The organism is Heyndrickxia sp. FSL K6-6286, assembly GCF_038630395.1.
In the GTDB taxonomy this organism is placed as follows: domain Bacteria; phylum Bacillota; class Bacilli; order Bacillales; family Bacillaceae_C; genus Heyndrickxia; species Heyndrickxia oleronia.
Genome location: NZ_CP152029.1, coordinates 2479665 through 2503723 on the forward strand (window position 1 = coordinate 2479665; position 24059 = coordinate 2503723).

At 33.6% G+C, this 24059-nt stretch carries 20 protein-coding genes; 8 read left to right on the plus strand and 12 right to left on the minus strand.

All coding sequences use genetic code 11. The features are described from left to right. The first annotated feature begins 47 nt into the window (after positions 1 to 47). Positions 48 to 869, plus strand: coding sequence for an ABC transporter ATP-binding protein (locus tag MHI39_RS12530; protein WP_259545323.1), 822 nt, complete (start codon positions 48 to 50; stop codon positions 867 to 869). Continuing rightward, positions 866 to 1561 (plus strand): hypothetical protein, encoded by a 696-nt coding sequence (locus tag MHI39_RS12535; RefSeq protein ID WP_259545324.1) that lies wholly within the window; start codon positions 866 to 868, stop codon positions 1559 to 1561. The genes MHI39_RS12530 and MHI39_RS12535 overlap by 4 nt, the downstream gene beginning before the upstream one ends. 214 nt (positions 1562 to 1775) lie before the next feature. Here MHI39_RS12535 and MHI39_RS12540 read toward each other — a convergent pair whose 3' ends face one another. Next, positions 1776 to 2471 (minus strand): LuxR C-terminal-related transcriptional regulator, encoded by a 696-nt coding sequence (locus MHI39_RS12540; RefSeq protein WP_235813290.1) that lies wholly within the window; start codon positions 2469 to 2471, stop codon positions 1776 to 1778. 116 nt (positions 2472 to 2587) lie between these two features. Here MHI39_RS12540 and MHI39_RS12545 point away from each other — a divergent pair, with 116 nt between their 5' ends. The 5 genes from MHI39_RS12545 to MHI39_RS12565 all read left to right on the plus strand — a co-directional run bounded on the left by MHI39_RS12545 (position 2588) and on the right by MHI39_RS12565 (position 7035). Then, positions 2588 to 3442: an NAD(P)/FAD-dependent oxidoreductase gene (locus tag MHI39_RS12545; protein ID WP_342541328.1), complete on the plus strand. Its 855-nt coding sequence runs from the start codon at positions 2588 to 2590 to the stop codon at positions 3440 to 3442. Between the two features lie 198 nt (positions 3443 to 3640). Next, positions 3641 to 4234, plus strand: a complete 594-nt coding sequence (locus tag MHI39_RS12550) for a hypothetical protein (RefSeq protein ID WP_342541329.1) — start codon at positions 3641 to 3643, stop codon at positions 4232 to 4234. Positions 4235 to 4253: 19 nt separating this feature from the next. Continuing rightward, positions 4254 to 4991, plus strand: coding sequence for an SDR family oxidoreductase (locus tag MHI39_RS12555; RefSeq protein WP_342541330.1), 738 nt, complete (start codon positions 4254 to 4256; stop codon positions 4989 to 4991). 55 nt (positions 4992 to 5046) lie between these two features. Beyond that, positions 5047 to 6006, plus strand: coding sequence for an alpha/beta hydrolase (locus MHI39_RS12560; protein WP_342541331.1), 960 nt, complete (start codon positions 5047 to 5049; stop codon positions 6004 to 6006). A gap of 159 nt (positions 6007 to 6165) precedes the next feature. Further along, entirely contained in the window at positions 6166 to 7035 is an 870-nt protein-coding gene (locus MHI39_RS12565) for an LAGLIDADG family homing endonuclease (RefSeq protein ID WP_342541332.1), read from the plus strand. 500 nt (positions 7036 to 7535) lie between these two features. Here the strand turns inward: MHI39_RS12565 and bla are convergent, their stop codons facing one another. The 8 genes from bla to MHI39_RS12605 all read right to left on the minus strand — a co-directional run bounded on the left by bla (position 7536) and on the right by MHI39_RS12605 (position 17429). Next, on the minus strand, positions 7536 to 8453 hold the full coding sequence (gene bla, locus MHI39_RS12570) for a class A beta-lactamase (RefSeq protein WP_342541440.1): 918 nt from the start codon (positions 8451 to 8453) through the stop codon (positions 7536 to 7538). Between the two features lie 133 nt (positions 8454 to 8586). Further along, positions 8587 to 10386: a BlaR1 family beta-lactam sensor/signal transducer gene (locus tag MHI39_RS12575; RefSeq protein WP_342541333.1), complete on the minus strand. Its 1800-nt coding sequence runs from the start codon at positions 10384 to 10386 to the stop codon at positions 8587 to 8589. Beyond that, on the minus strand, positions 10383 to 10772 hold the full coding sequence (locus tag MHI39_RS12580; RefSeq protein WP_251336857.1) for a BlaI/MecI/CopY family transcriptional regulator: 390 nt from the start codon (positions 10770 to 10772) through the stop codon (positions 10383 to 10385). Before MHI39_RS12580 ends, MHI39_RS12575 begins: the two co-directional genes overlap by 4 nt. 170 nt (positions 10773 to 10942) lie before the next feature. After that, entirely contained in the window at positions 10943 to 12973 is a 2031-nt protein-coding gene (locus tag MHI39_RS12585) for a penicillin-binding transpeptidase domain-containing protein (protein WP_342541336.1), read from the minus strand. A gap of 67 nt (positions 12974 to 13040) precedes the next feature. Then, positions 13041 to 15203: a penicillin-binding protein 2 gene (locus MHI39_RS12590; protein WP_342541337.1), complete on the minus strand. Its 2163-nt coding sequence runs from the start codon at positions 15201 to 15203 to the stop codon at positions 13041 to 13043. Positions 15204 to 15589: 386 nt separating this feature from the next. Continuing rightward, on the minus strand, positions 15590 to 16051 hold the full coding sequence (locus MHI39_RS12595) for a PH domain-containing protein (protein WP_212945594.1): 462 nt from the start codon (positions 16049 to 16051) through the stop codon (positions 15590 to 15592). Positions 16052 to 16142: 91 nt separating this feature from the next. Continuing rightward, positions 16143 to 16613, minus strand: coding sequence for a staygreen family protein (locus MHI39_RS12600; RefSeq protein ID WP_212945595.1), 471 nt, complete (start codon positions 16611 to 16613; stop codon positions 16143 to 16145). Between the two features lie 57 nt (positions 16614 to 16670). Beyond that, a complete protein-coding gene (locus MHI39_RS12605; RefSeq protein WP_212945596.1) occupies positions 16671 to 17429 on the minus strand; it encodes a hypothetical protein in 759 nt (252 codons plus the stop codon). Positions 17430 to 17702: 273 nt separating this feature from the next. On the opposite strand from MHI39_RS12605, the gene MHI39_RS12610 reads away from it, so the two are divergent. Continuing rightward, a complete protein-coding gene (locus tag MHI39_RS12610) occupies positions 17703 to 18659 on the plus strand; it encodes an MraY family glycosyltransferase (protein ID WP_341044194.1) in 957 nt (318 codons plus the stop codon). Positions 18660 to 18729: 70 nt separating this feature from the next. Here the strand turns inward: MHI39_RS12610 and parC are convergent, their stop codons facing one another. From parC to MHI39_RS12625, 3 genes are all read right to left on the minus strand, one after another. Continuing rightward, a complete protein-coding gene (gene parC, locus MHI39_RS12615; protein ID WP_342541338.1) occupies positions 18730 to 21180 on the minus strand; it encodes a DNA topoisomerase IV subunit A in 2451 nt (816 codons plus the stop codon). Further along, a complete protein-coding gene (parE, locus tag MHI39_RS12620) occupies positions 21180 to 23156 on the minus strand; it encodes a DNA topoisomerase IV subunit B (RefSeq protein WP_212945598.1) in 1977 nt (658 codons plus the stop codon). The genes parC and parE overlap by 1 nt, the downstream gene beginning before the upstream one ends. Positions 23157 to 23583: 427 nt before the next feature. After that, positions 23584 to 23997, minus strand: coding sequence for a CoA-binding protein (locus MHI39_RS12625; RefSeq protein ID WP_212945599.1), 414 nt, complete (start codon positions 23995 to 23997; stop codon positions 23584 to 23586). Positions 23998 to 24059: the final 62 nt, after the last annotated feature.

Below are 24059 nucleotides of genomic sequence, written 5' to 3' on the forward strand. Positions count from 1 at the left end.
AATATCCATTATATTTAGTTATAAATAAATTAACAGGAAGTGTCTGAATGACTAAAGTAATTTTAGAAGCCATACAAGTTGCTAAAAAGTTAAATAGAAAACAAATTTTAAATAATATCTCGCTTCAATGTGAGCAGCATACGATTATCGCCATTCAAGGAAAAAATGGATCAGGAAAAAGTACTTTGCTCAAACTCTTGGCAGGTATTTATGAACCGACTAATGGACAAATTATTAGAAGAACTAGAAAGATAGGCTATGTACCAGAACATTTTCCGGAGAAATTAAGATTTAAAGTTAAAGAGTATTTAATGATGATAGGTTCAATACATAATATGGATAAACAACAGTTAGATGCTAAACTTATTATGTATTTTCAGTTATTCAATATTGAAGCATATCTTCAAACATCATTGAAGTTATGCTCTAAAGGGACAAAACAGAAGGTAGGGATTATTCAAGCTTTGCTACATGATCCAGACATTCTTTTGTTAGACGAACCTTTAACTGGACTAGATTCTACATCACAGGATGAACTAATTCTTATATTGGAAAAATTAAATCGAGAACGGACGATCCTTTTTACAACACATGAAGAGATGATGGTAGATAGATTAGCGGATCAGATATTTTATGTAGATTCCGGAAAATTATTAACCCTCAATAGGTCACGAAGGAAACTGATGCAAATAAAAATAGAGTGTGATCACAGTGAGAGATTAAAAGAGGTAGATGTAGCTTTTCATATACGGTCTGTAGGCCCAGAAACAATACTCACGGTGGATGGTGAAAATAGCGATCAATTATTGTTAGAACTGCTGCAAAATAACTTTTCTGTTCGTGAAGTGAAGGAAGTGAATGGCGTTTGAAAGGATTTATGCACTACCAGTTAATGAATTATATCCGCTCCTTAAGAATGATCCCGCCAATAACTATCTTTTGTGTTTGGATAATTGTTTTATACATATATAAAGGTGTTCCAATATTAAGTAGCTATGCAGTTACAAGTATTACTGTGTATTTAATAATGACATGGTTAACGATGACCGTATTTTCGATAGAGGAAGAAAGCGAGAAACATATATTATTTGTTCATTTAGGTAATAAAAAACGCTATTTATGGGGGAAGTGGGCCACTTGTTTTGTTTTCTCTTTCATTTTGATTATCATTGCTATTATTTACCCGATAATTATGAATAATTTTAGTGGAACAATCCACACTTTACATATTGCTTTAGCAATCTATAGTCATTGGACCTTAGCATTGTTTGGTATATTCATTGGTTCTTTGTTTTCTTTTTCATTAAATAAGTACTCGTGGTTATCCGCTGTTTTAGTGATTGTTATTTCATTAGCCTATGAAGGTATTGTTGAAAAAGTTTCTTTTGTTAAATGGCTTCTATGGCTGTTTCCACCAGTTACACAGGTCTTAAATTATTTAAATATGGGTGATTCAGTGCAGATAGGGGGAGAATTTTGGATAAATTTTGGAGTAGCTACCGTTTATTCAATAATTGGTTTTATACTAATTGAAAGAATGTTTTCTAGGAGAAATGGATAGTTACGCAATTTAACAAAGAAAGAGGCTTATAGGAATATAATTTTGATACTAATGCAAGTTTTAATATGATTTTTAGATAATTGTAATAAAAAAATTTAAAGACAGGAAAGTTAAAAAGAACGAAGAAAATTTCTATCATCTCTATTGATTATTTTACTAAGCTCATTTGGTCAATAGAGATGATGAAAAGTTATAAGTGATAAATAGGAAAAAATTATGTTATTATCCCTTCGCGTAGTAATATTCCTACAGCTTGAGCACGGTTATTTGCTCCTAATTTTTTTAAAGAGGACTTCACATACTGATTAATTGTAAATTCACTAATCTTCATCGTAGCCGCCATTTCCTTTGCGCTTTCTCCCCAGGATACTCTTCGCATTACTTCTATTTCTCTTTTACTTAACTTCATTCCATTATGAATAAATGCGGTGCCTGCCATTATCTGCCCAACTAATTTTCCAAATTGCGTGAATGAATCTAGGAGTCCATCATTTAATGGCTGTTTGGGTTCAAAAAGCGTTGAGCAAATAAAACCAAATACAAAAGTGCCATAACTTATTGGCGTAACAGAGATGGCTTGTACATTAGAAGCTATTTGATATTTGCTGCTAGTCATTTTCAAGCAATCTATCCCTTTGCAAATCTTTGATCGTCGTTCTTGAATGGCAGAATAAACGATAGGGATGGATCGTATATCATCTCTCATTTCACTAATATACTCAAGTGCTTTCATGTCAATAGAGATAATTCCTTCTCCTAAAAAACCTAATGAAGAATATCTTGATAAGGTAGCATTTAACACTGGATAAAGCTCCATGTACGTTTTTAGAATAAGAAATAATTGGTCCTCATGGGATTCGGCTTGTTCAATTCTTTGTACTTGCTCATATAAAGTATTAAATGGTACCAACATTAATCCTCCTTTTTAGGGAATGAACACGTTAAAAAATAGGAATATTTTAATTATACTAAATTGTTTATGATTATAGTATTAATTTCAAATCATCATTTAGTAAGGGGGATAAAATGACATCAATGAATCTATCAATTTCAAAAAAGATAGAGCTTGATGCTGTTGTTGTTGGAGCAGGATTTTCCGGATTATACATGTTATTAACCTTAAGAGAAGCGGGATATTCTGTCGAAGCGTTTGAAAAAGGAGAAGGTGTTGGTGGGGTTTGGTATTGGAACCGATATCCTGGAGCACGTTGTGATACAGAAAGTTTTTCTTATAATTACACCTTTTCAGAGGAGCTATTTCAGGAGTGGACATGGTCGTCACGATATCCAGAGCAACCAGAAATTTTAGCCTACTTAAATTATGTAGCTGACAAGTTTCATTTGCGAGAGGATATTCAGTTTAATACAACAATTAAATCCGCTCATTATAATGAAAAGACGAATCGTTGGGATGTATACACTGATAAAAATCAGCATATATCAGCTAAATATTTTATCTCGGGTGTTGGCTGTTTATCAGCATCAAATCTACCAAAGATCAAAGGATTAGAAAATTTTAAAGGAAAATGGTATCATACGGGCCATTGGCCACATGAAAAGGTTCATTTTAAAGGGAAAAAGGTTGGTATTATTGGTACTGGTTCAAGCGGTGTACAATCAATACCAGAGATTGCGAAAGAGGCAGAACGATTGTTCGTGTTTCAGCGGACACCGCAATATGAGGCTCCAGCAAATAATTATCCATATACAAATGATGAAATGAATCGATTGAAAACAAATTTTCAACTGTTAAAGGAGCAAATGAAAAGCACAATGTTTGGAATGCCGAAAGACGCTCCAAATAAATCAGCCTTAGATGATTCTGTTGAAGAACGACAAAAGATTTATGAAGAAGCCTGGAAAAAAGGTGGTTTTTACTAAGCAACTTCCTATAATGATCTTCTTGTCAATGAAAAGTCAAATGAAACAATCGCTCAATTTTTTAGAGGAAAAATAAAAAACATTATTAACAATCCAGAGTTAGCTAAAGCTTTACAGCCTAATTATTATTATGGTACGAAGCGTCCTATATTAGGAACTAATTTTTATGAAACGTTTAATCGCTCAAATGTAGAATTAGTGAATCTGAAAGAAACTCCAATAAAAGAAATTTATGATAAAGGCGTTCGAACAATAAAAGAAGAGTATGATTTGGATATATTAGTCTTTGCAACAGGGTATGACGGTATGACTGGTCCTTTATTTAAAATAGACATTAGAGGGAGAGATGGACTTTCATTAAAAGATAAATGGGACGATGGTGCATCTACTAGAACCTATTTAGGTTTAATGACTGCTGGATTCCCAAACTTCTTTATGATAACTGGTCCTGAAAGTCCTTCTGTTCTTAGTAATATGCCACTTTGTATTGAACAGCATGTTGATTGGATTATAGATTGTATCAATTATCTTGAGGAAAATCGCTTTGATGTTATTGAAGCTAAGAGAGAAGCTGAGGATAGATGGAGTCAACATTGTAGGGAAATAGCGGAGTCTACTTTATATACTAAAACTGATTCCTGGTATACAGGTGCAAATATAGAGGGAAAACCACGAAGATTTCTTATCTATTTACCTGGAATAGGACCTTACCGAAAAATTTGTAATGATGTAGCTAATAACAACTATAAAGGTTTTCATTTATTAAACATGTCAGAAAAAACGATCCACTAGTTAAGAGGGGGACAAGAAAATGAACTTTGAAGGAAAGTGTGGAATTGTAACAGGTGCAGGTAGTGGAATTGGCAGAGCGACAGCTGAAAAACTCGCTAAGTTAGGAGCTAAGCTTTTACTAGTCGATTATAATACAGACGCTTTACAGGAAACTGTGGAACTGATTAAGCCAAAAAACAGAGAGGTATATGGATTCCAAGCTAATATTGCCGACGTTTCTCAAGTAAGGGGCTATGTAGAGAAAGCGATACAGTTATTTGGTAAAATCGACTTTTTTCACAATAATGCAGGTGTATTACAAAAGCCTTCTAATCTACACGAAATTGAAAATGATGAATTTGAACGTGTCATCAACGTAAACCTTAAAGGAGCCTACTATGGATTAAAATATATTTTACAACAAATGGTGAGACAGCAATCAGGGGCTATTGTTAATACATCTTCACATGCTGGAATTAGAGCTGAACCATATCTCGGTGTATATGCAGCTACGAAACATGCATTATCTGGTCTTACTGTGACTGCGGCATGTGAATACGGCGCGCAAGGTATTCGCGTTAATGCTGTTTGTCCTGGTGGCGTAAAAACAAATATGACTGTAGGTATGCTTGAACAAAACGATAAGTCCAGCTATGGTCCAATGCAAAGGGCTGCATCTCCTAATGAAATAGCAGATGCCGTTACTTATTTATTATCTGAAGAAGCTTCATATATTAACGGTGTCTTATTACCAGTTGATGGTGGATTATCAAGTTGAGATTGATCGTCGTAAATTGTAAACGTTTACAAAAAAGAGTGGAAGGAGCGTTAAAATGGAAGAAAGAGTGAATGCAGAATTGAAGGTCGTTTTAGATCAAATGCCGGAATTGATTATTAATAAAGAACAAATGCCATTTATTCAACAAAGTTTTAAAGAAATGATAGAAATGAATAAACCTGTACCCAATCCTGCTGTTACGATAACGGATAGACTGATTCCAGGTCCAAGCAGAGAACAAAAAATTAGAATAAGAATATATCGGTCAGAAGCACCTACCCAATCAAGTGCAGGATTGCTCTGGATTCATGGAGGAGGCTATGTTCTAGGGACACCAGAAATGGATGATGGATTGTGTGAACGTTTTGTTTTAGAGGTAAATTGTACCGTTGTATCGGTCGATTATCGATTAGCACCCGAACATCCGTTTCCTGCCCCATTAGAAGATTGCTATGCAGCATTAACATGGTTCTCTCAACATGCTGAAGAGCTAGGTGTTAACCCTTCACAAATTGCGGTCGCTGGAGCGAGTGCTGGTGGAGGATTAACTGCAGCAACTAGTTTATTAGCTAGAGATCGAAAGGGCCCAGAAATTATTTTTCAAATGCCACTTTACCCTATGATTGATGATAGACATGTCACACCATCAAGCAAAGAGATCCATGATACTAGAGTATGGAATGAAGAATCCAATAGAAATGCCTGGAATATGTATTTAGGTCACTTGCAAGATGAAGTATCCATCTACGCTGCACCAGCAAGATGTACCGATTTTTCCAATCTACCTCCGACATATACATGTGTGGGTGATCTTGATCCATTTAGAGATGAAACCATTGAGTATATTGCCAAGCTAACAAAGGCAGGGGTTCCAACGGAATTTCATTTATACCCGGGATGCTATCATGGCTTTGACGGATACGCACCATTTACCGAAATTGGAAAGAAAGCAACGGATCAGTATGTTCAAGCACTATGTGAAGCATTTAAAAAGGTAGGAGTTAAACAAGTGTAATAGTAGTTGGTAACGAAAAAATATCTCACTTTGTTTAAGTGGGATATTTTTAGTTTATAAAATTAATTTGTTATTATATTCCCCAGAAGCGAACATATATTCTGGAAATATGATAAAATATAAATACAAGCATAAAGTTCGAAGAAAGGGGGTATAAAAATGCCTAGAAAACCAGGTATGACAGATGATAAAATTATTAAGTTGTATAAAAGCGGAATGCCATTTAAAGAGCTGCAAAGTATTATCTGTCTATCAGATCGCGCAATTCGCAATGTAATGTATAAACATGGCATTGAAATGAATCGTGAACAATCGTCCGGTCAGCCTCGTAAACACAAAGTAAATGAAGATTTCTTTAAAGTGTGGACACATGAAATGGCATGGGTATTAGGACTGTTTGTGACAGATGGATGTGTGAATAAACAGCTCCACAGCATATCTTTTGCACAAAAAGATGAAACGATATTACAAATGATAGCAAATTTTATGGGTGCAGATTATGTCATTTATTCTAAAAGATCATCAGCTACTATACCATCTTTATTTATTAACTCCAAGAAAATAAAAAAAGATCTTAATAATCTAGGTATTTCTGCAAATAAATCAATGATCGTTTCTTTCCCTAAAGTTCCAAACGAATATTTACCAGCTTTTTTAAGAGGAGTAATTGATGGGGACGGTTGGGTAGATATAGAGGGGTATAGGATGAATATCACTACTGGGAGTAAATCATTTGTATATTCAGTAGCATCAATTTTTGAATCATGGAATCTAAACTTTTCAATTACACATATAAAATCACAAGCAAACAATTTGATTTATCGTATATGGGTTAAAGGAAAAAACGATTTGCTTCAGTTGGCTAATATACTATATTCAAATGAAATTGGATATTATATCAATCATAAGCGAATTAATATGATTCAACATTCAAACTGGCAATTAAGACGATTAGAGAATTTGTTGAATACAGAAAACTTTACGCTTTCAAAGGGGAAGACTAGACTATTTTTTTTACAAATTCTCTAGTTTACATAATATATATTATAGGAAGTTGAATTTTAAAACTATATGATGTCTCATATCAAAAGAATACTTTATGTTTTGAGACAGAATAAAATTTTTTAATATGTATTTATATTATTCATTTGTAGCAAGTTAATTATCTTTACGTTTATGTATAGCTCAATTATGTATATCTCGATTGTTTTTAATTAATTAATACGGTTTGACCGACTAATAAACTAAATTAAAATTTGTAGTTTAAATTTAAATTTTTACATCTTATAATTTTATGATCTATTTTCATTAGTTCTTCCATGTGGCTGTAAATGGAAAATATAATTTGTTGAAAAATTTCAATAAGGCTTTTTTATATGCTATAAATCAAATAATTTGGAAAATAAAACAGAGATATTTATAAATTTCTATCTCCCCCATGTTTCTAATAAACTAGATAAAACAACCGATTTCCACAAATAATTCAAGTGGAAATCGGTTGTTTTAAGTTATTTTTGGTGTGCTACTTACTATTTAAGAGCTTTAAACACAAGTTTTGCAGCACGAGCAATAAGTTCATCATTATAGGTAGCATCTTTCGTATCACGACTAGAAAGAATGGCAATGATAATTGGTTCCCTATTTGGTGGCCATACAATAGCAATATCATTACGGGTACCGTAGCTACCTGCACCAGATTTATCTCCTACCTCCCATCCTTTTGGGGATCCTGATCGAATTAACTTGTCTCCGGTAGTGTTTCCCTTCATCCAATCTGTGAGAATAGCACGCTTGTTAGTTGGGAGCAAGTCGCTTAATGTAAAAGTCTGAAGGCTAGTGGCAAGTGCTCTTGGTGTACTTGTATCCCGTAAGTCTCCAGGGATGGCTTCGTTCAGTTCGGGTTCAAAACGGTTGGCTATGGTGACATGATCACCAATTTGTCGCAATGATTCTTCAAATCCACTTGGTCCACCCAATTTCTCGAATAAAAGATTCCCAGCAGTGTTATCACTGTAGCGAATAGCAGCATCGCAAATTTCTTTTAATGACATTCCTGTATCAATATGTTGCTCTGTAATAGGTGAATAGGAAACAAGATCGTCCTTGCTATAGTGGATTACTTCATCTAGTTGATCAATTGAATATTGCTGAAGCACCGCACCTGCCGCTAAAGCCTTGTAGGTGGAGGCGTAAGCAAAGCGTTCATCAGGTCGATAAGTTATCGTCTTGTTCGAACCTGTATCTATCGCGTAGACACCTAACCGTGCATCGAACTTTTTCTCAAGTTGAGCAAACTTTCGATTAGTCGAATGATCAACAGTCTTATTGTGCTGTTCCATTGCATCTACTTGTACTGCTCCACTTGATAATAGACTTATTCCTATTAAACCTGCACACATTCCTATCTTTATCATCTTGAAACTTTTTAACATGATTAATCCTCCTATATTTTAGTAATTTCCTAATGTTTTATGTTCACCCCCTTTCAGTAGAGATAACTTGAAATACAAAGTATTACAATTGTAGTATTTCGTGTAAAAAACACCCCCAAAAAGAAATATTCTCTTTTGGGAGTTTATTTTAGAAAATATGTTGATCTTTCAAAATTCGTCTTGCAATTTCTGCAGCCTTCTTACCTGTGGCATTACCATTCTTATTTTGAATATTAATTGCAAAATAATAAGAATGATTGTTTTTCTTTACAAAGCCAATAAACCATCCGTTTATATTCTTCCCGTTTACTTTTCCGGTACCAGTTTTTCCATATAGTTGTCCTTGATTTTTCTTATCAATGAATAGTGCTTTTTTTACTGCGTGAATATTCTCCTCTTTAAAGCCAAGCCTATTTTCTCCAAGGGCATATAGTAATTGCACTTGTTCGATTGGTGATATTTTTAATGAAGATTCGATCCAATAATTATCTAAACCTCCTGAAAGGTCTTCATTACCATAACTAATTTTATGGAAATTAGATTGTAGTTGCTTTTTTCCGATTTCCTGATCAAGATGTTGAAAATACCAATTAACTGAATTTTGCAAAGCTGTTGATAAATTTTGATTTGTATTCCATTCTTTAATAGGATAGACGGTTCCATCCCAAATTTGTTCGTTTCTCCTTGGAGAAATGACATTTGATTCCAAAGCGAATAAGGCTGAATAAATTTTATAGGTGCTGTCAGGAGAAACTCTCTGCTTACTCATTTCCCGATCATAAATCAGATATTGCTTGTTAGTGGAATCAAATAGAACAAAACTCCCTTGGTAGTTATTAAAATAAGAGCTTAAATTTTCGTATATAGCATTTTTTTCATTAAAATGGTATACATCATCTGAACTAGCTGTAGCTGAGATGAATGATGATGGCAATACAACTAGAATCCCCAAACAAATATAGATTAACTTGTCTTTCCATTTCATTAATTTAGAATCACTTGTATAGTTGGCGATGTTTTGAATTCTTTGTTTAATTTGTTGTTTTGTTCCACCAATTCCAGAGGAAAACTGACCAAAGGCATAGTTATGTTTTTTATCTGCATACTCTATAATTGTGTATCCATATTCGATATATCCACTTTCATCCAAGAGATTTAGGACAGAAGCATCACAAGCTAACTCACGATCGATTCGCATCCTTTTTAAGGCAATCCATACTAAAGGGTTAAACCAATAAATAATTTGGAACGCCCACATGACATAATTTATAAATACATCTTTTCTTTTATGATGACTTAATTCATGTAAAAAAACATATTTTAATTTATTTAACGAGAATTCTTCTAATGTTTTTTGGGGCAGAAATATATATGGTTGCAAAATTCCAAGTGTAATAGGAGAAGTAATAAGTGAAGATTCTTGTACAATTATATTTCTTTTTACTCCTACAACTTTTTTGCATGCCTCTAATAGTTCATTGGTTTTTTGATCATGTATCGTAGTAGCTACTTTTTTCATTTTATTAATTTGATAGTTTGCATATATTGCTACTCCTAGGAAAAAGATCATTCCAATCACCCAACATACAATAAATGTATGATTGAAGAAATCTGGAGTTTTTTTATTTACCGATAAGGTGAAATCATGTATTAAATTATTGTTTACTGTCTCTAAAGGCTGTACGTCACTTAACTGTTTAAGCTTTGGTGTTGTACTGGTGTTAAAGGATATTAAACTCTTAATATACTCGAGTTTTTCGCCAATCCGCAAAAAATCCCATGGAAAAATGAAAGTGATCAGTGGTATAAAAAGAAAATACCAAATTTTAAAATGTACTTGTTGAGATATGTGTTTTTTAAATACCCTTTTTATTAAAAGAATGATTAAAATTAGAAGGGATATCACCAGAACACTTAGTAAAAACCGGAGTATACTGGTGCCCATCATTTTTCCCCATCCTTCTTATGTCTCTCAGATAGTATGTTTTTTAATTCAGTAATATCCTCATCTGACAGCTGATCATTTTCGATAAAATTCAATACCATTGAGTTTATGGTGCCACCGAAAAACTGTTTCAGAAATAATTTGCTTTTTTGTTCAACATACTCATGCTCTTGTACAAGAGAAGTGTAAATAAATGATCTACCTTTTTTTCTTGTTTGTAATGCTTTTTTCTTTACTAAACGCACAAGCATGGTTTGAATCGTATTCGGTTTCCAATCAATTTTTTCCGAAACCTTCTCCACTATCTCAGGAGTAGAAATTGGCTCATACTTCCATATTACTTTCATCACTTCATATTCAGCTTCTGAAATTTGTGGTAATTCCTTCATCATGACCCTCCCACTTTTACATCTGTAGTAGTTATTATAGCAGGTTCAGCCAAATGCTTAAAGCGTGAATAGATATTGTAATCTTTTGTAAATGGAAATAAAGTTTCGATCATTAACAGCTAGATATTAGTAATAACCTTACTAAATATCAACTACTTAATTAAAGATTCTTAATGAAAATAACTATATAACTCATCAATAAAAGATTTGTTCAACTGAGTTGCAGAATTGCCTGGAGTATAATGTTCTACTAATGATAGCAAGAGAAAGTTATCATGACCTGTGTCAAAGGCAAGTAAGAAACTATTTTCCTCGCCCTTTTCTCCTTGCTTCATTTTTAATTCTGCTGTACCGGTTTTTGCACCTAGCTGAAATTGTGGGTTAAATAGTATATGGGCTGTTCCTTTTGGATCACTTACTACCATTTCTAGTGATTTTTTCATTTCCTCTGCTGTCGAAGCAGAAATTGCCGTTTTTGTTTTGAAATCTCCTTTATTTAGTACTAATCTTGGATAAACAATTTTGCCCTTGTTTTGAAAGATTGAATACATGGCTACTTGCTGGATAGGTGATATTAATAATTCCCCTTGTCCATATGCAGTATCCGCTAATAGAATATCTGATTTAAAAGTTGGCTGATTAGAAATTTGTGCTGGGTTCATTGCGATAGGTAGGTCAAGTTCCTCCCCAAAGATAAATTGATTCAGGCCATTTCTAAATGTTTCTTCTCCCATTTCCAATGCTTCTTGGGCAAAATAAATATTATCAGAATAAATTAGCGCTTTTCGCATATCTACATTTTGGACATTTGAAACACGAGTGACTGAATACCCTCCCCATGCATCATCTTTTTTCCAACTTAATCCATTTATTTTTCTGAGCTTATCCGGGTATGTCACTTTAGCATCAAGTCCAATACTAGAAGTGATCGTTTTAAATGTAGAGCCGGGTACGTATCCCAAAGCAAATCTTGAAAGAAATGGCTTGTTTTCATCATTCGCATATTGATCATAATCTTGCTTTGAAATACCTTGAACAAACTTATTCGGATCATATGAAGGGGAACTAACTACTGCATAAAGCCCCCCTTCCTTTGGATTCATGACCACGGTGGATCCAGGTTTCTCTTTCAAATGGTTGTATGCCTCCATTTGGACATAAGCATCAATGGTTAATTGAATACTTTTCCCGTCTCTCTTTTCGATCTTTTGAATGATTTGCTTCTCTTTCCCATTCTCATCGACTATAACGATTTCTCCTCCATCTTTACCCCTTAGTTCCTTATCAAGTGATCTCTCTAAGCCTGTTTTGCCTATCACATCCCCTTCTTTTAAACTGGAATTCTTCTCGAGATCTTCTTTTGTTACTTTACCTATATAGCCAATTAAATGTGCTGCCGCTTCCTTTAATGGATAATAACGAAGCTGTGTATTTTGATAGGAAATCCCAGATATGATTGCCGCTTGATTCGAATCAATAACTTTAAGTGGAACAAATAAATCATCTTTTACCCAGCTTTGATTTAATTTTTGATGTATCTCTTTTATTGGGATGTCTAATTGCTTACTAATGTTTTGAAGTTTTTTTTCTTTTTCTTTCCCTTGAGATAAATCTTTAGGGACAATCCCTGCCTCTTTAAATTCTTTATTTACTGCTAAACCATTACCGAGACGGTCTTTTATTTCTCCACGTTCCGCTTTCCACTCATGATATGCTACTGTATCCTTTCCTTCCATCTCTGGGAAAATTAATGATGGCTCCCATTTCACCAAATATTGATTGTCTGTTTTTAATATCTTCGTTTGATAATTGATATTAGTTAATTTCCCAAAAGGAGTAGTAAAGTTTAACCTGTAGGATAATTCTTGTTCATCATTACTTAATTTTTTTACAGTAATGTTAGAAGCATGGATGTTTTGAATATTGATTCCATTAAATATACGATCATATTTATTAATTACATCTTCTAAAGTATAGCCTAATGAATTATATGATTCTGAATCAAGCACATCTCCTAATTTAGCATACTGTTTTTCTTCTAATATATGAATAAAATGATCTACTACTTTTTGTGATTGGCTAGTATTTGTTCTATTTACTACAATGAATAAACTAAAACCGCTTATCCCTATAATCGTGATTATTAATAATACTAAATAGGGCTTGAATCGTTTCTTTTTCCTGTTTACTCTATTATTCATTCTTTCCCCTCATTTCTTTTACATAAAATCTACATATGTAGTATTTTATTCAAACAAGCTTTATAGATTAATAGTTTTTTATCATTTTACTCATCATTATTTGTTTCTGATTTTGATGTATTTTGGGAGTTGATATTGTATGATTATCTTTTGCTCGTTTTTTCTTTAATTCAAAGTATGCTTCAAACACTTCATTAGCGATTTCTAAGTTTACATGTGATTGGTCTGTTGTGAGCCATGGTACAACTACAGAAACAGCAATTTCAGGATGATCATACGGCGCATATCCTCCAAATGTAATATTCCAAAGCATAAGACCAGGACTATGTGATATAGGACCATTATATAATGCCTGGGCAGTACCTGTTTTACCTGCAATTTTATATTGCTTATTTTTTATTCCATATCCCGTTCCAAGCGGATCATTTACAACTTGTTTAAATCCCTCTTGAACACGTTTAAGCCATTCACTCTTCATTTCGATTTTATTAAGCACTTTAGGTTGAATCTCCTGTATAATAGATCCAAGCTCATTTGCTTGATTACTAGGTTCACGAACTTCTTTAGCAATATGTGGCTGTATCCGATAGCCACCATTAGCAATTGTTGAGATATATTGTACTATTTGTAGGGGTGTATATGTATCATACTGACCAATCGCATAGTCTAATACTTTCCCCGCTTCAGGTGGGATCTGACCACTCCCATATCCTATTTGTTCTCCAGGTAAATCAATCCCCGTTTTTACGCCTAACCCAAACTGTGAGAAATTTTTTCTAAATGTTTCAATTGCAGCTACTTTATCAATGCTTAATCGTCCATTTGGAATATATGTTTGCTGTCCTCCCAATTTCATTGCCGTTAAAAACATATATACATTTGAAGATCGTTTTAGTGCGTAGAGATCATTGATCGGTCCAAATCCCGTTGTATTCCATGATTTCTTTACTTTCGTGCCCAAAAATTTTACTGGTCTATCATTTAGTATTTCTCCTGGAGTGATAGCACCTGATTGATAGCCGGTTAATACAGTAGCTCCTTTGACTACAGACCCCATCTCATAGGATGTTGTAAGATTACCTAAAGCAAAATCATTCACATTCGTTTTGCCTGATGTACTATTTTGTTCAAACTGTTTTCCTGCCATAGATAAAATTTCTCCAGTATATGGATTCATCACTGTGACAAATGCACGATCTAAATAGGGCTGACCTAGTCTTGCTTTGCTTAATTTTTCTTTAATAATAGTTTCAACTTTACGCTGTAAATCAATATCAATAGAAAGGACTAAATCATCGCCTCTTTTTCCCTCTCTGATGACATGTGATTCTACCACTTTTCCATTTTTATCTGTTACATTTTTTACTTTTTCCTTTTGACCTTGTAATACTTCCTCGTATTGATACTCAATATAGCTTTTTCCGACACGATCATTTCTGCTATATCCTCTTGCTAAATAATAATCAACTGAATCTTTTGGCAATCCCTCTTTAGATGAAGATACTTTACCTATTACAGAAGCTAATATTTCCTTCCCTTCTTTATCTTTATAAAGATTATACCGATCCCAATCTATTGTTGTATCTACACCAGGAAGGGAATCTAGATTTTCACTTACCATCGCAAATTCTTTTGGAGAAACATTTTTTTTAATGATTTGTGGTGATAACGGGTAGCCGGTAATCATTTCTCGATAAATAGCTAATATCTCTAGTTCTTTCTTAGAAAATGAATTAATTTCCTTACTAGTAATACGATCAAGAGTTAAATGATACATTTTTGTATCGTAATCTTTATCATTTTTTAGTTTTTCTCGATCTGTATCAGTAATTTTTGCTTCTGCTTCGACTGGGTATTTTAAAATCCAATAATCTTTTTTATCAATCTCGGGTATTGTCTTTAAATCCTCTTTAGAATCCTTATGAATAATAGTTGCAAGTTTCTCAGCAATTTTTAAAACCTCTTCAGCTTTAATATTTTGTGGTCTCGTATATGTTATGGCATTTGAAGGCTTATTCCCGACAATTAGCATCCCATTGCGATCCATTATATTTCCGCGTGGCATAGATGTATTTATCGTTACATTTTCTTTCCTATCGATTTCTCGCCTATAATCGTCTCCGTAAATAATCTGCACAATGCCAAGTTTAAAAATAAGCAGTGAGAATAACAAAAATACAATAAAAAATAAAATATTCATACGAAAGGAGACGAATGTCTTTTTCTTCAATTTACACCCTCCATTTTCCTTTTGATTTTCTTAGCCATCCGTAATTATAATGAATGAATTTACATTCCAATCAAATACTACAAATGTAGTATTTGATGATAAAAAATACCTAAAAAAGCATAGTTGAACTTCTATCTTTTCTAATATAAACGATATCAAATTATAATCAACCAAAACTTTTACATTTGTAGTATTTACTATATCATGAATAGAAAATTACTTAAAGAAAAATGATTATTTATTCAAAGATAAATTTTTTTTAAATCCATTTGGGGGTATGGAATTTCTAATTTTTAGATAATGTTTTGCTCGTAAACTAATCCAGCCTTTCCATTTAAGAAAAGCTGGATATATTTTTGTTATTATAATTTTTTTATTACCTTCATTTACATGATATTAATCTTTTCTTGTTTGTCATAAGCATCATCTACATTTATATCTGGATTTAGTTCCATCAATTGATTTATGAATTGATTTTTGTCTTTTGGAGAAATGATGATACTATGCCATTTATTATACTGAATTTCAATTCGATCCATAGACAATGCTGGACTTGAAATAAAATTTCTTGTTTTAGTAATTGATTTTATCCCTTTTATTTCAATACTTGTATAATGAAATGGGCCGGTTACGACTTTTAATAGCCCTTTATTTGTAATTTCGTAATAAGTATTCATCCATAGCCAAATAATTAAGACACAAGCTATAGCAATAACAATAAACTCAAATAATGTATCAGAATCATTTAGCCCATGGAACAATAAAAAGATCATTGTACCAATAAGTGTAATAACCAGTGCCCACACAATTAATGACAAGATTGGCCCCTTTTTAGAATAATAACGCATTTCCTTAAACTCCCCCGTCGTACAAATATTTCTATATTATATACGAGTAATAATGGGATAAGTTTCAAAAAAAAATACATAGGTGCTTTCCCTATGTATTAACCGATTCTTCTATTAAATATTTTCTTGGTGTACCCATGAATAGCGTTTGATAAAGTTGTGAAGAAGTAGATTGAAATTCTATATGAATGGGTGCATCTAATAATAATGGGTAATAGTTAAAAAAGGGTCTGTCGCTATTGATTATCATCTTTATGAGAAATGGAAGTTCTTTTTGATAAATCATATAACGAATTTGCGCCAATTTTTTATCATTTGCTTCAGAATCAATATTAATTTTTCCTAGAAGAACGTATTCACCCATTTTTGTTGTCCATTCTGCCTGAATAACATTCTGCAAATTAAAGGAGGTTATCTGCTTACTACCCTTTAATCCAATAGAAACTAACCACTCACCTGTAGCTTCTGAATGTGATAGAGTATATCTTCTACCTTGTAATGGGGTTAATTTTGTTGCTAATGGAAGTATATTTACCGACAAATTGTCAAATCGATCAATCATATAGCATCCCCTCTTTATCTATGCTCATTATATAGTATGATACTTGCCTATAAAGGGTTACTGTTGTTTCCATTTTGCACTCTTAAGTTTCCAAGAGCCGTTTTCAAAATTCCAAATCGAAGTGACCGTTCCTAATACATCTGCATGATAGGCCCCACTAATTTGTCGATAGGCTTTTAATCCAACCTCTTTTGTCCCATTTAAGTTAATGATTTTATACATTGCTACCGGATCAATCATTAATTCAGTTGGTTCATTTAATTCCCCATTCTTTTGATACAATCCTAAACGAATATAATCTTTTTTTCGATTGCTCAAATCTACTGTTTTTGTAAACTGCGTTTCAGGTATTTGAATAGAAGCTTTAAAATTATTTTCAAAATGTCCTTGAATATTCAATGATTGTGGTAAAGGGAGGATGGAGGCTGTTCCATCTTTAAGCGTAGAAAGATGATAATTATTAAGCCCGCCACTCCCACCTGTTGCACTAGATTGAAATAGGTCAACGACACCATCATGATTTAGATCGGCAAATTCAATTTTAGGTTCATATCCTGGAGCATAGTCAATTCTGTACTTCGTATTTGCTGATGTTGTAATTTCTGCCCATACTTTTTTCATGTATGCGCTGCTAGGATCAATTTGAATCCCTTTTAGTACAATATGGTCATTTTTTTTATCACCTGTAACATCCATATTATATTCATGAATCACCTTTTCCTTAACCGTTTCCGACTCGACAGCATAGGTTATAGCTACTGTACTTAAAGACATAAAGAAAAAGGCTAAAAGGCCAAAAACATATTCTTTTTTCATGTATACTAACCCCTTTCCTGCTTTTGAATCTAGTATTTCCAGTATGTATTTGAATATGTAAATTAATCCAACATCTCGACAAGTTGTTTCTAATTGTTCATGAGTAGATACCATTTATATAAAAGTATAGATATTGTGTAATTGATGGAAGATCTCCCTTAATATCAACTTGATCTGATTGTTAGAATAGATTTTTGTTGTAAAATGTCATAAAATGAAATAAGTATTCAGAAAAGTATGTTAGTCTATATTTAGTGGAAATAAAAAGGGGAGATATTTTTGTATTTTTTAGCATTTACTATATCACTAGTTATTGTACTAATTACAATACCTCCAATTAGAAAATTAGCATTTAAAATTGATTTTGTAGACAAGCCTTCAAAACGAAAAATTCATAAAATACCTGTACCACAATTAGCAAGTATTTCGATTTTTTTAGGATTTTTTATTACCTTTTGGATATTTAACGATCAAATAAGGGATCACTCAATCCCAATCTTTATGGGCTCTCTTTTAATAATAGGCATTGGATTAGTAGATGATTGGTTTAAAACAAAGGGAAAAGAATTTCCTGCATGGCCAAAAGCCGCAGTACAATTATTAGCTGCTGTCTTAATTTACTATTCGGGAATTGTTTTTACAGGTTTTGCAAATCCAATAAGTGGGGAATACATTATTCTTCCTGCCTTTTTACAATTTGCCTTAACAGTCCTGTGGATTTTTGGTGTGACTACTGTTATCAATTTTATGGATGGTTTAGACGGACTTACAGGAGGCATTACGACAATTTCAGCTATCACGCTATTTATTGTAGCCTTATTTAAAGGACAACAGGAGTCTGCTATCTTATCCATCATTTTATTAGGTACAACTTTAGGCTATTTAAAGTATAATAAGCCGCCTGCGAAAATATATATGGGTGATGCAGGTGCTACTTTTTTAGGTTATATGTTAGCAATCATTTCTTTAAATGGCGCATTTAAACAAGCCACTCTTCTTTCTATTTTAATACCGATTTTAGTTCTAAGTGTACCAATCTTCGATAATTTGTATGTGATTATTAAAAGGTTTTTACAAGGTAAACCAATTTACATAGCTGATCGAAGTCAAATACATTATCGATTAATTTCAAAGGGACTAAATCCAAAACAATCTACAGCATTTATCTTTTTACTAAGTACATGTTTTAGTTTATTGGCAATCATCGTATTACTGATTGATTCATTTTAACTGTAATGTAATATTTTCAACCAAGAAAAAAGAAGAAGCTCGATATACGGCTTCTTCTTTTTTCTATATTTTATTTCTTATTTAAATCCTCTTCACTATTGGATGAAATTTCCTTCCAAATCTCAGTTATACTTCCATTTACAGTTTCATCAATTATGAATGATCCATTCGAATACCGATCATTATAACGTAAATTTTGAATTTGAACGGATTCAATTACTTCTTTTTCTGTCTGCAAAAACATAGTATCTTCTTCTTTAACTACGTCTAAACCAATGATTCGATGAGGGTTGTTTTTTAGTTCACGTAGCATAACCACGCCACGTTTAGCACGTGAGGTTTTTTCAAATTCACTTAATTTCATTTTTTTAATTGCACCACGTTGCGTGGCTATAAAAATGGATTCATTTGAATCATTACTCAAGATTTTTCCAGATACAACATAATCATTTTCTTTTAAGTTAATTCCTTTTACCCCTGCAGCTCGCGCACCAACAATATTTACTTCTTCCTCATTAAACCATAGCCCATAGCCTAAATGAGTGGCAATAAAGAGATCAAATGTACCATCAGTTAAGTGTACATCGATGACCTCATCATCGCCTTTTAAATTAATAGCAACTAGTGGTTTAGAATAACGTTGGGCATTATATTGATTGATTTCTGATTTTTTCGTCATGCCATTTTTCGTAATAAATAACAAGTAGCTTGGTTCCTGAAAATCTTTTACTTCCATTACCTTGATTATATGCTCATCCCGGTCAATTGGAATAATATTAGCTATATGTTGTCCAAGGTCTTTCCATCTAATATCAGGGAGCTCGTGAACAGGACAATATAAGTAATTGCCTTTATTCGTAAACAATAGGACAACGCTCGTTGTGTTTATCTCCTCTTGGAATAAGACTCGATCTGTTTCTTTAATAGCTAAATCCATTCCATTTGAAGCAGCGAATGAACGCATACTCGTTCTTTTTACATATCCATCCTTAGTTACCGTAACCATAACTTCTTCATTAGGAATCATTACTTCTAGATTTATTTTAATCTCTTCGATTTCATCCTCGATAACCGTTCTGCGATCATTGACATATTTCTTTTTAATCTCTTTTAATTCTTTTTTTATGACTCCTAGAAGTTTCTTTTCACTTTCCAATATAGACGTGTATTCTGCAATTTTTTTATTTAGTTCTTCAGCCTCTTGTTGAAGAGCGGTAATATCCGTATTTGTTAATCGATATAGTTGTAAAGAAACGATCGCTTCCGACTGTGCCTCTGTGAATTGATATTTTTGTATTAAGTTATCCTTCGCATTTCGTTTATCCTTCGAAGCTCGGATGGTCGCAATCACTTCGTCAAGAATGGATAATGCTTTCATTAATCCTTCAACAATATGCTGACGTTCACGTGCCTTATGTAAATCGAAAGCTGTACGATTTGTAACAACTTCTTTTTGGTGCTCTATATATGCATCTAATAGATCTTTTAATCCCATTAGCTTTGGTCTACGATTATGAATTGCCACCATGTTAAAATTGTAGGAAATTTGTAAATCGGTATTTTTAAACAAGAAGTTTAAGACACCATCTGCGTTCGCCTCTTTTTTTAATTCGATGACAATTCGAAGGCCTGTACGATCGGTTTCATCGCGTATTTCTGAAATTCCTTCTACTTTTCTATCTAACCGAAGCTCATCAATTTTTTTTACCATATTTGCCTTGTTTACTTCATATGGAATTTCAGTTATTACAATCTGTTGACGCCCTCCGCGAATTTCTTCGATTTCAGTCTTTCCACGAACCACCATTTTTCCTTTACCTGTTTCATAGGCTTTTTTAATTCCTTCAATCCCTTGAATAATCCCTCCAGTAGGAAAATCAGGACCTTTAATGATTGACATTAATTCATCCACTGTACAATCAGGATTTTCAATTCGTTTAATGGTCCCATCAATTACCTCACCAAGATGATGAGGAGGGATGTCTGTTGCATAACCGGCAGAAATCCCTGTTGACCCGTTCACTAGCAGATTAGGAAATCTTGCGGGGAGAACGGTTGGTTCCTTTGAAGTATCGTCAAAGTTTGGAATAAAATCCACGGTGTTTTTATCAATGTCTTGTAAAAGTTCAGATGCTATCGCTGATAATCTTGCTTCTGTATAACGCATAGCAGCAGCAGGATCTCCATCAATACTACCGTTATTTCCGTGCATTTCAATTAGTACATTTCTAACCTTCCAATCTTGACTCATACGTACCATAGCCTCATAAACAGAAGAATCTCCATGAGGGTGGTAATTACCGATTACATTCCCAACCGTTTTGGCGGATTTTCGAAATCCTTTTTCTGCTGTGTTTCCTTCTACATGCATCGCATATAAGATTCGTCGTTGAACAGGCTTTAATCCATCACGAGCATCTGGAAGGGCACGATCTTGAATAATATATTTACTGTACCTACCAAATCGATCACCTAAAACTTCTTCTAGGGGTAGGTCTTGAAATTTTTCTATTGTTGACATCAGTCTTCTTCCCCTCCATCAACTGATATATTTTCGTTATCTAATATGTTTTGGTCCTCTTCAAGACCAAAAGCTACATTGTTTTCAATCCATTTACGTCTTGGTTCGACCTTATCTCCCATCAAGGTAGTGACTCTACGTTCGGCTCTTGCTGCATCATCAATTCGAACACGTATTAAGGTTCTTGAATCTGGATTCATTGTTGTATCCCATAGTTGATCAGCGTTCATCTCTCCAAGTCCTTTATAGCGTTGGAGCATATAGCCTTTTCCTACCTTCTTAGTTACACTATTTAATTCATCCTCGGTCCATGCATATTCGATGATTTCTTTTTTTCCTGAACCCTTACTTACTTTATATAAAGGTGGGAGAGCAATATAAACCTTTCCCGCTTCAATAAGAGGCTTCATATAGCGATAAAAGAATGTAAGTAATAATACTTGAATATGTGCTCCATCTGTATCTGCATCGGTCATAATAATGATCTTATCATAATTGGCATCATCTACATTGAAATCTGGACCCACTCCGGCACCGATTGTATGAATGATTGTATTAATTTCTTCATTTTTAAAAATATCTTGGAGTTTTGCTTTTTCAGTGTTAATAACTTTTCCTCGTAAAGGAAGAACAGCCTGAAATCTTCTGTCGCGTCCTTGCTTCGCAGAACCACCAGCGGAATCTCCCTCAACTAAATAAAGTTCGTTTTTATCAGGATTGCGAGATTGTGCAGGAGTTAATTTACCAGATAACAAGCTTTCTGATTTTTTTCGCTTTTTTCCACTTCGTGCTTCTTCACGAGCCTTTCGTGCTGCTTCTCTTGCTTGAGCTGCTTTTATCGATTTTTTAATCAAGAGATTACTTGATTCTGGATTCTCTTCTAAGAAATAGGCTAGATGTTCCGAAACAACAGAATCTACAGCAGATCTAGCTTCACTTGTTCCTAATTTACCTTTAGTTTGACCTTCAAATTGAAGAAGTTCTTCTGGAATTCGCACAGAAACGATAGCAGATAACCCTTCACGAATATCTGTACCTTCCAGGTTTTTATCCTTTTCTTTCAATAAGTTCACTTTTCGAGCATATTCATTAATGACTCGTGTCATTGCTGTTTTTGCTCCGATTTCATGAGTTCCGCCGTCTTTTGTTCGAACATTATTAACAAATGAAAGAATGTTCTCAGAAAAACCATCATTAAATTGGAAGGCATATTCAACTTCGATTCCACTTGAATCTCCTTCGATAAAAACAACTGGGTGTAGAACATCTTTTCCTTCGTTTAAATATTCGACAAATGCTTCAATTCCATTTTCGTAAAAAAATACATCCTTTTGGTCGTATCTTTCATCAATGATTTCGATTTTTAATCCTTTTAATAAAAAGGCAGATTCACGTAAGCGTTCGCACAAGGTATCGTAATTATAAGTGGTTGTGCTGAATATGGATGGATCTGGTTTAAAATGAATGAGAGTTCCAGTTTGATTTGATTTTCCGATTTTCTCCAAAGTGGTTTCTGGCTTGCCACCATTAATAAATTTTTGTTGATATACAGCACCATCTCGCTTAATTGTGACTATTAGCCACTCGGATAATGCGTTAACAACTGAAGCACCTACACCATGTAAACCTCCAGATGTTTTATAACCACCTTGCCCAAATTTTCCCCCTGCATGTAGTACCGTAAAAATGACTTCGGTGGTTGGCTTGCCTAATTTATGCATTCCTGTTGGCATACCTCGGCCTTTATCCTCAACACTTATACTATTGTCTTTATGTATTTTAACGATAATATGATCTCCGTTACCTGCTAATGCCTCATCCACGGAGTTATCAACGATTTCATATACTAAATGATGAAGGCCTCTAGCATCCGTAGATCCTATGTACATACCTGGACGTTTTCTTACTGCTTCTAGACCTTCTAATACTTGTATTGCGTCATCGTTGTATTCAATTAAGTTTTGCTTCTTTACCACAAAGATTCCCCTTTCAAACACACTGCTCTCTTTCTCAAACTCCTTATATAGACAATGAATATATTTATACTCAACTGTCCACCGCTTAAAAAACAAACATCTGTTCGCTATTAATTATAACATCTTCCGTACAAACGTCTATTCACTATTTTAACTATAATTTGGTTTTTTTCAAATAGCATTAAATGTTTAAGTACTAATCTGTTAATTTGGCTGTTTTCTCTAACCTTGTATGTAAGGTTTTATCTAATAACTATCGGCTAAAAACCAATTCATCTTTCAAAAGCAACAAACTAAACGAAAACAGTCTTTTAAAAGACAATATAAGTTAAAACAAAGTATATTTTTTTTACATGATTAGAGTGTAAAGAAAAAGATACAGATAAAAAAGCAAGCGCTAATACCAACGCTTGCTTCAAGTATGAGACTATTTGGTTAATGCATGCTCTACTTTAATACAGCGGTTCATTATGACTGTTTTTCCTTTATCTTTAAGAAATTGATAAGCCTCTTCATTCTCAACACCAAGTTGGGACCAGAATACATCGGCATCTATTTCAACAAATTGCTGAGCAAGCTCAGGCAAAAATTCAGAACGTCTAAAAATATTGACAATATCTACATGGCCATCAATATCCTTCAAGGAAGAGACAGCTTTTACACCTAAAACCTCATCAACCGAAGGGTTTACAGGAATGATTTCATATCCTGCTTTTTGCATCGCTTCTGATATCATATAGGAAGTTCGCTCTGGATTATTGCTCAATCCAACGACTGCGACTCGCTTGGCTTTCTTTAAAATGATACCAATTTCTTCTCTACTTGGATTATCAATCGTCATTAATGTTCACCCCATTAATGTTCACCCCATTAATTACTAACTTATATTCTTTATCGTACTGC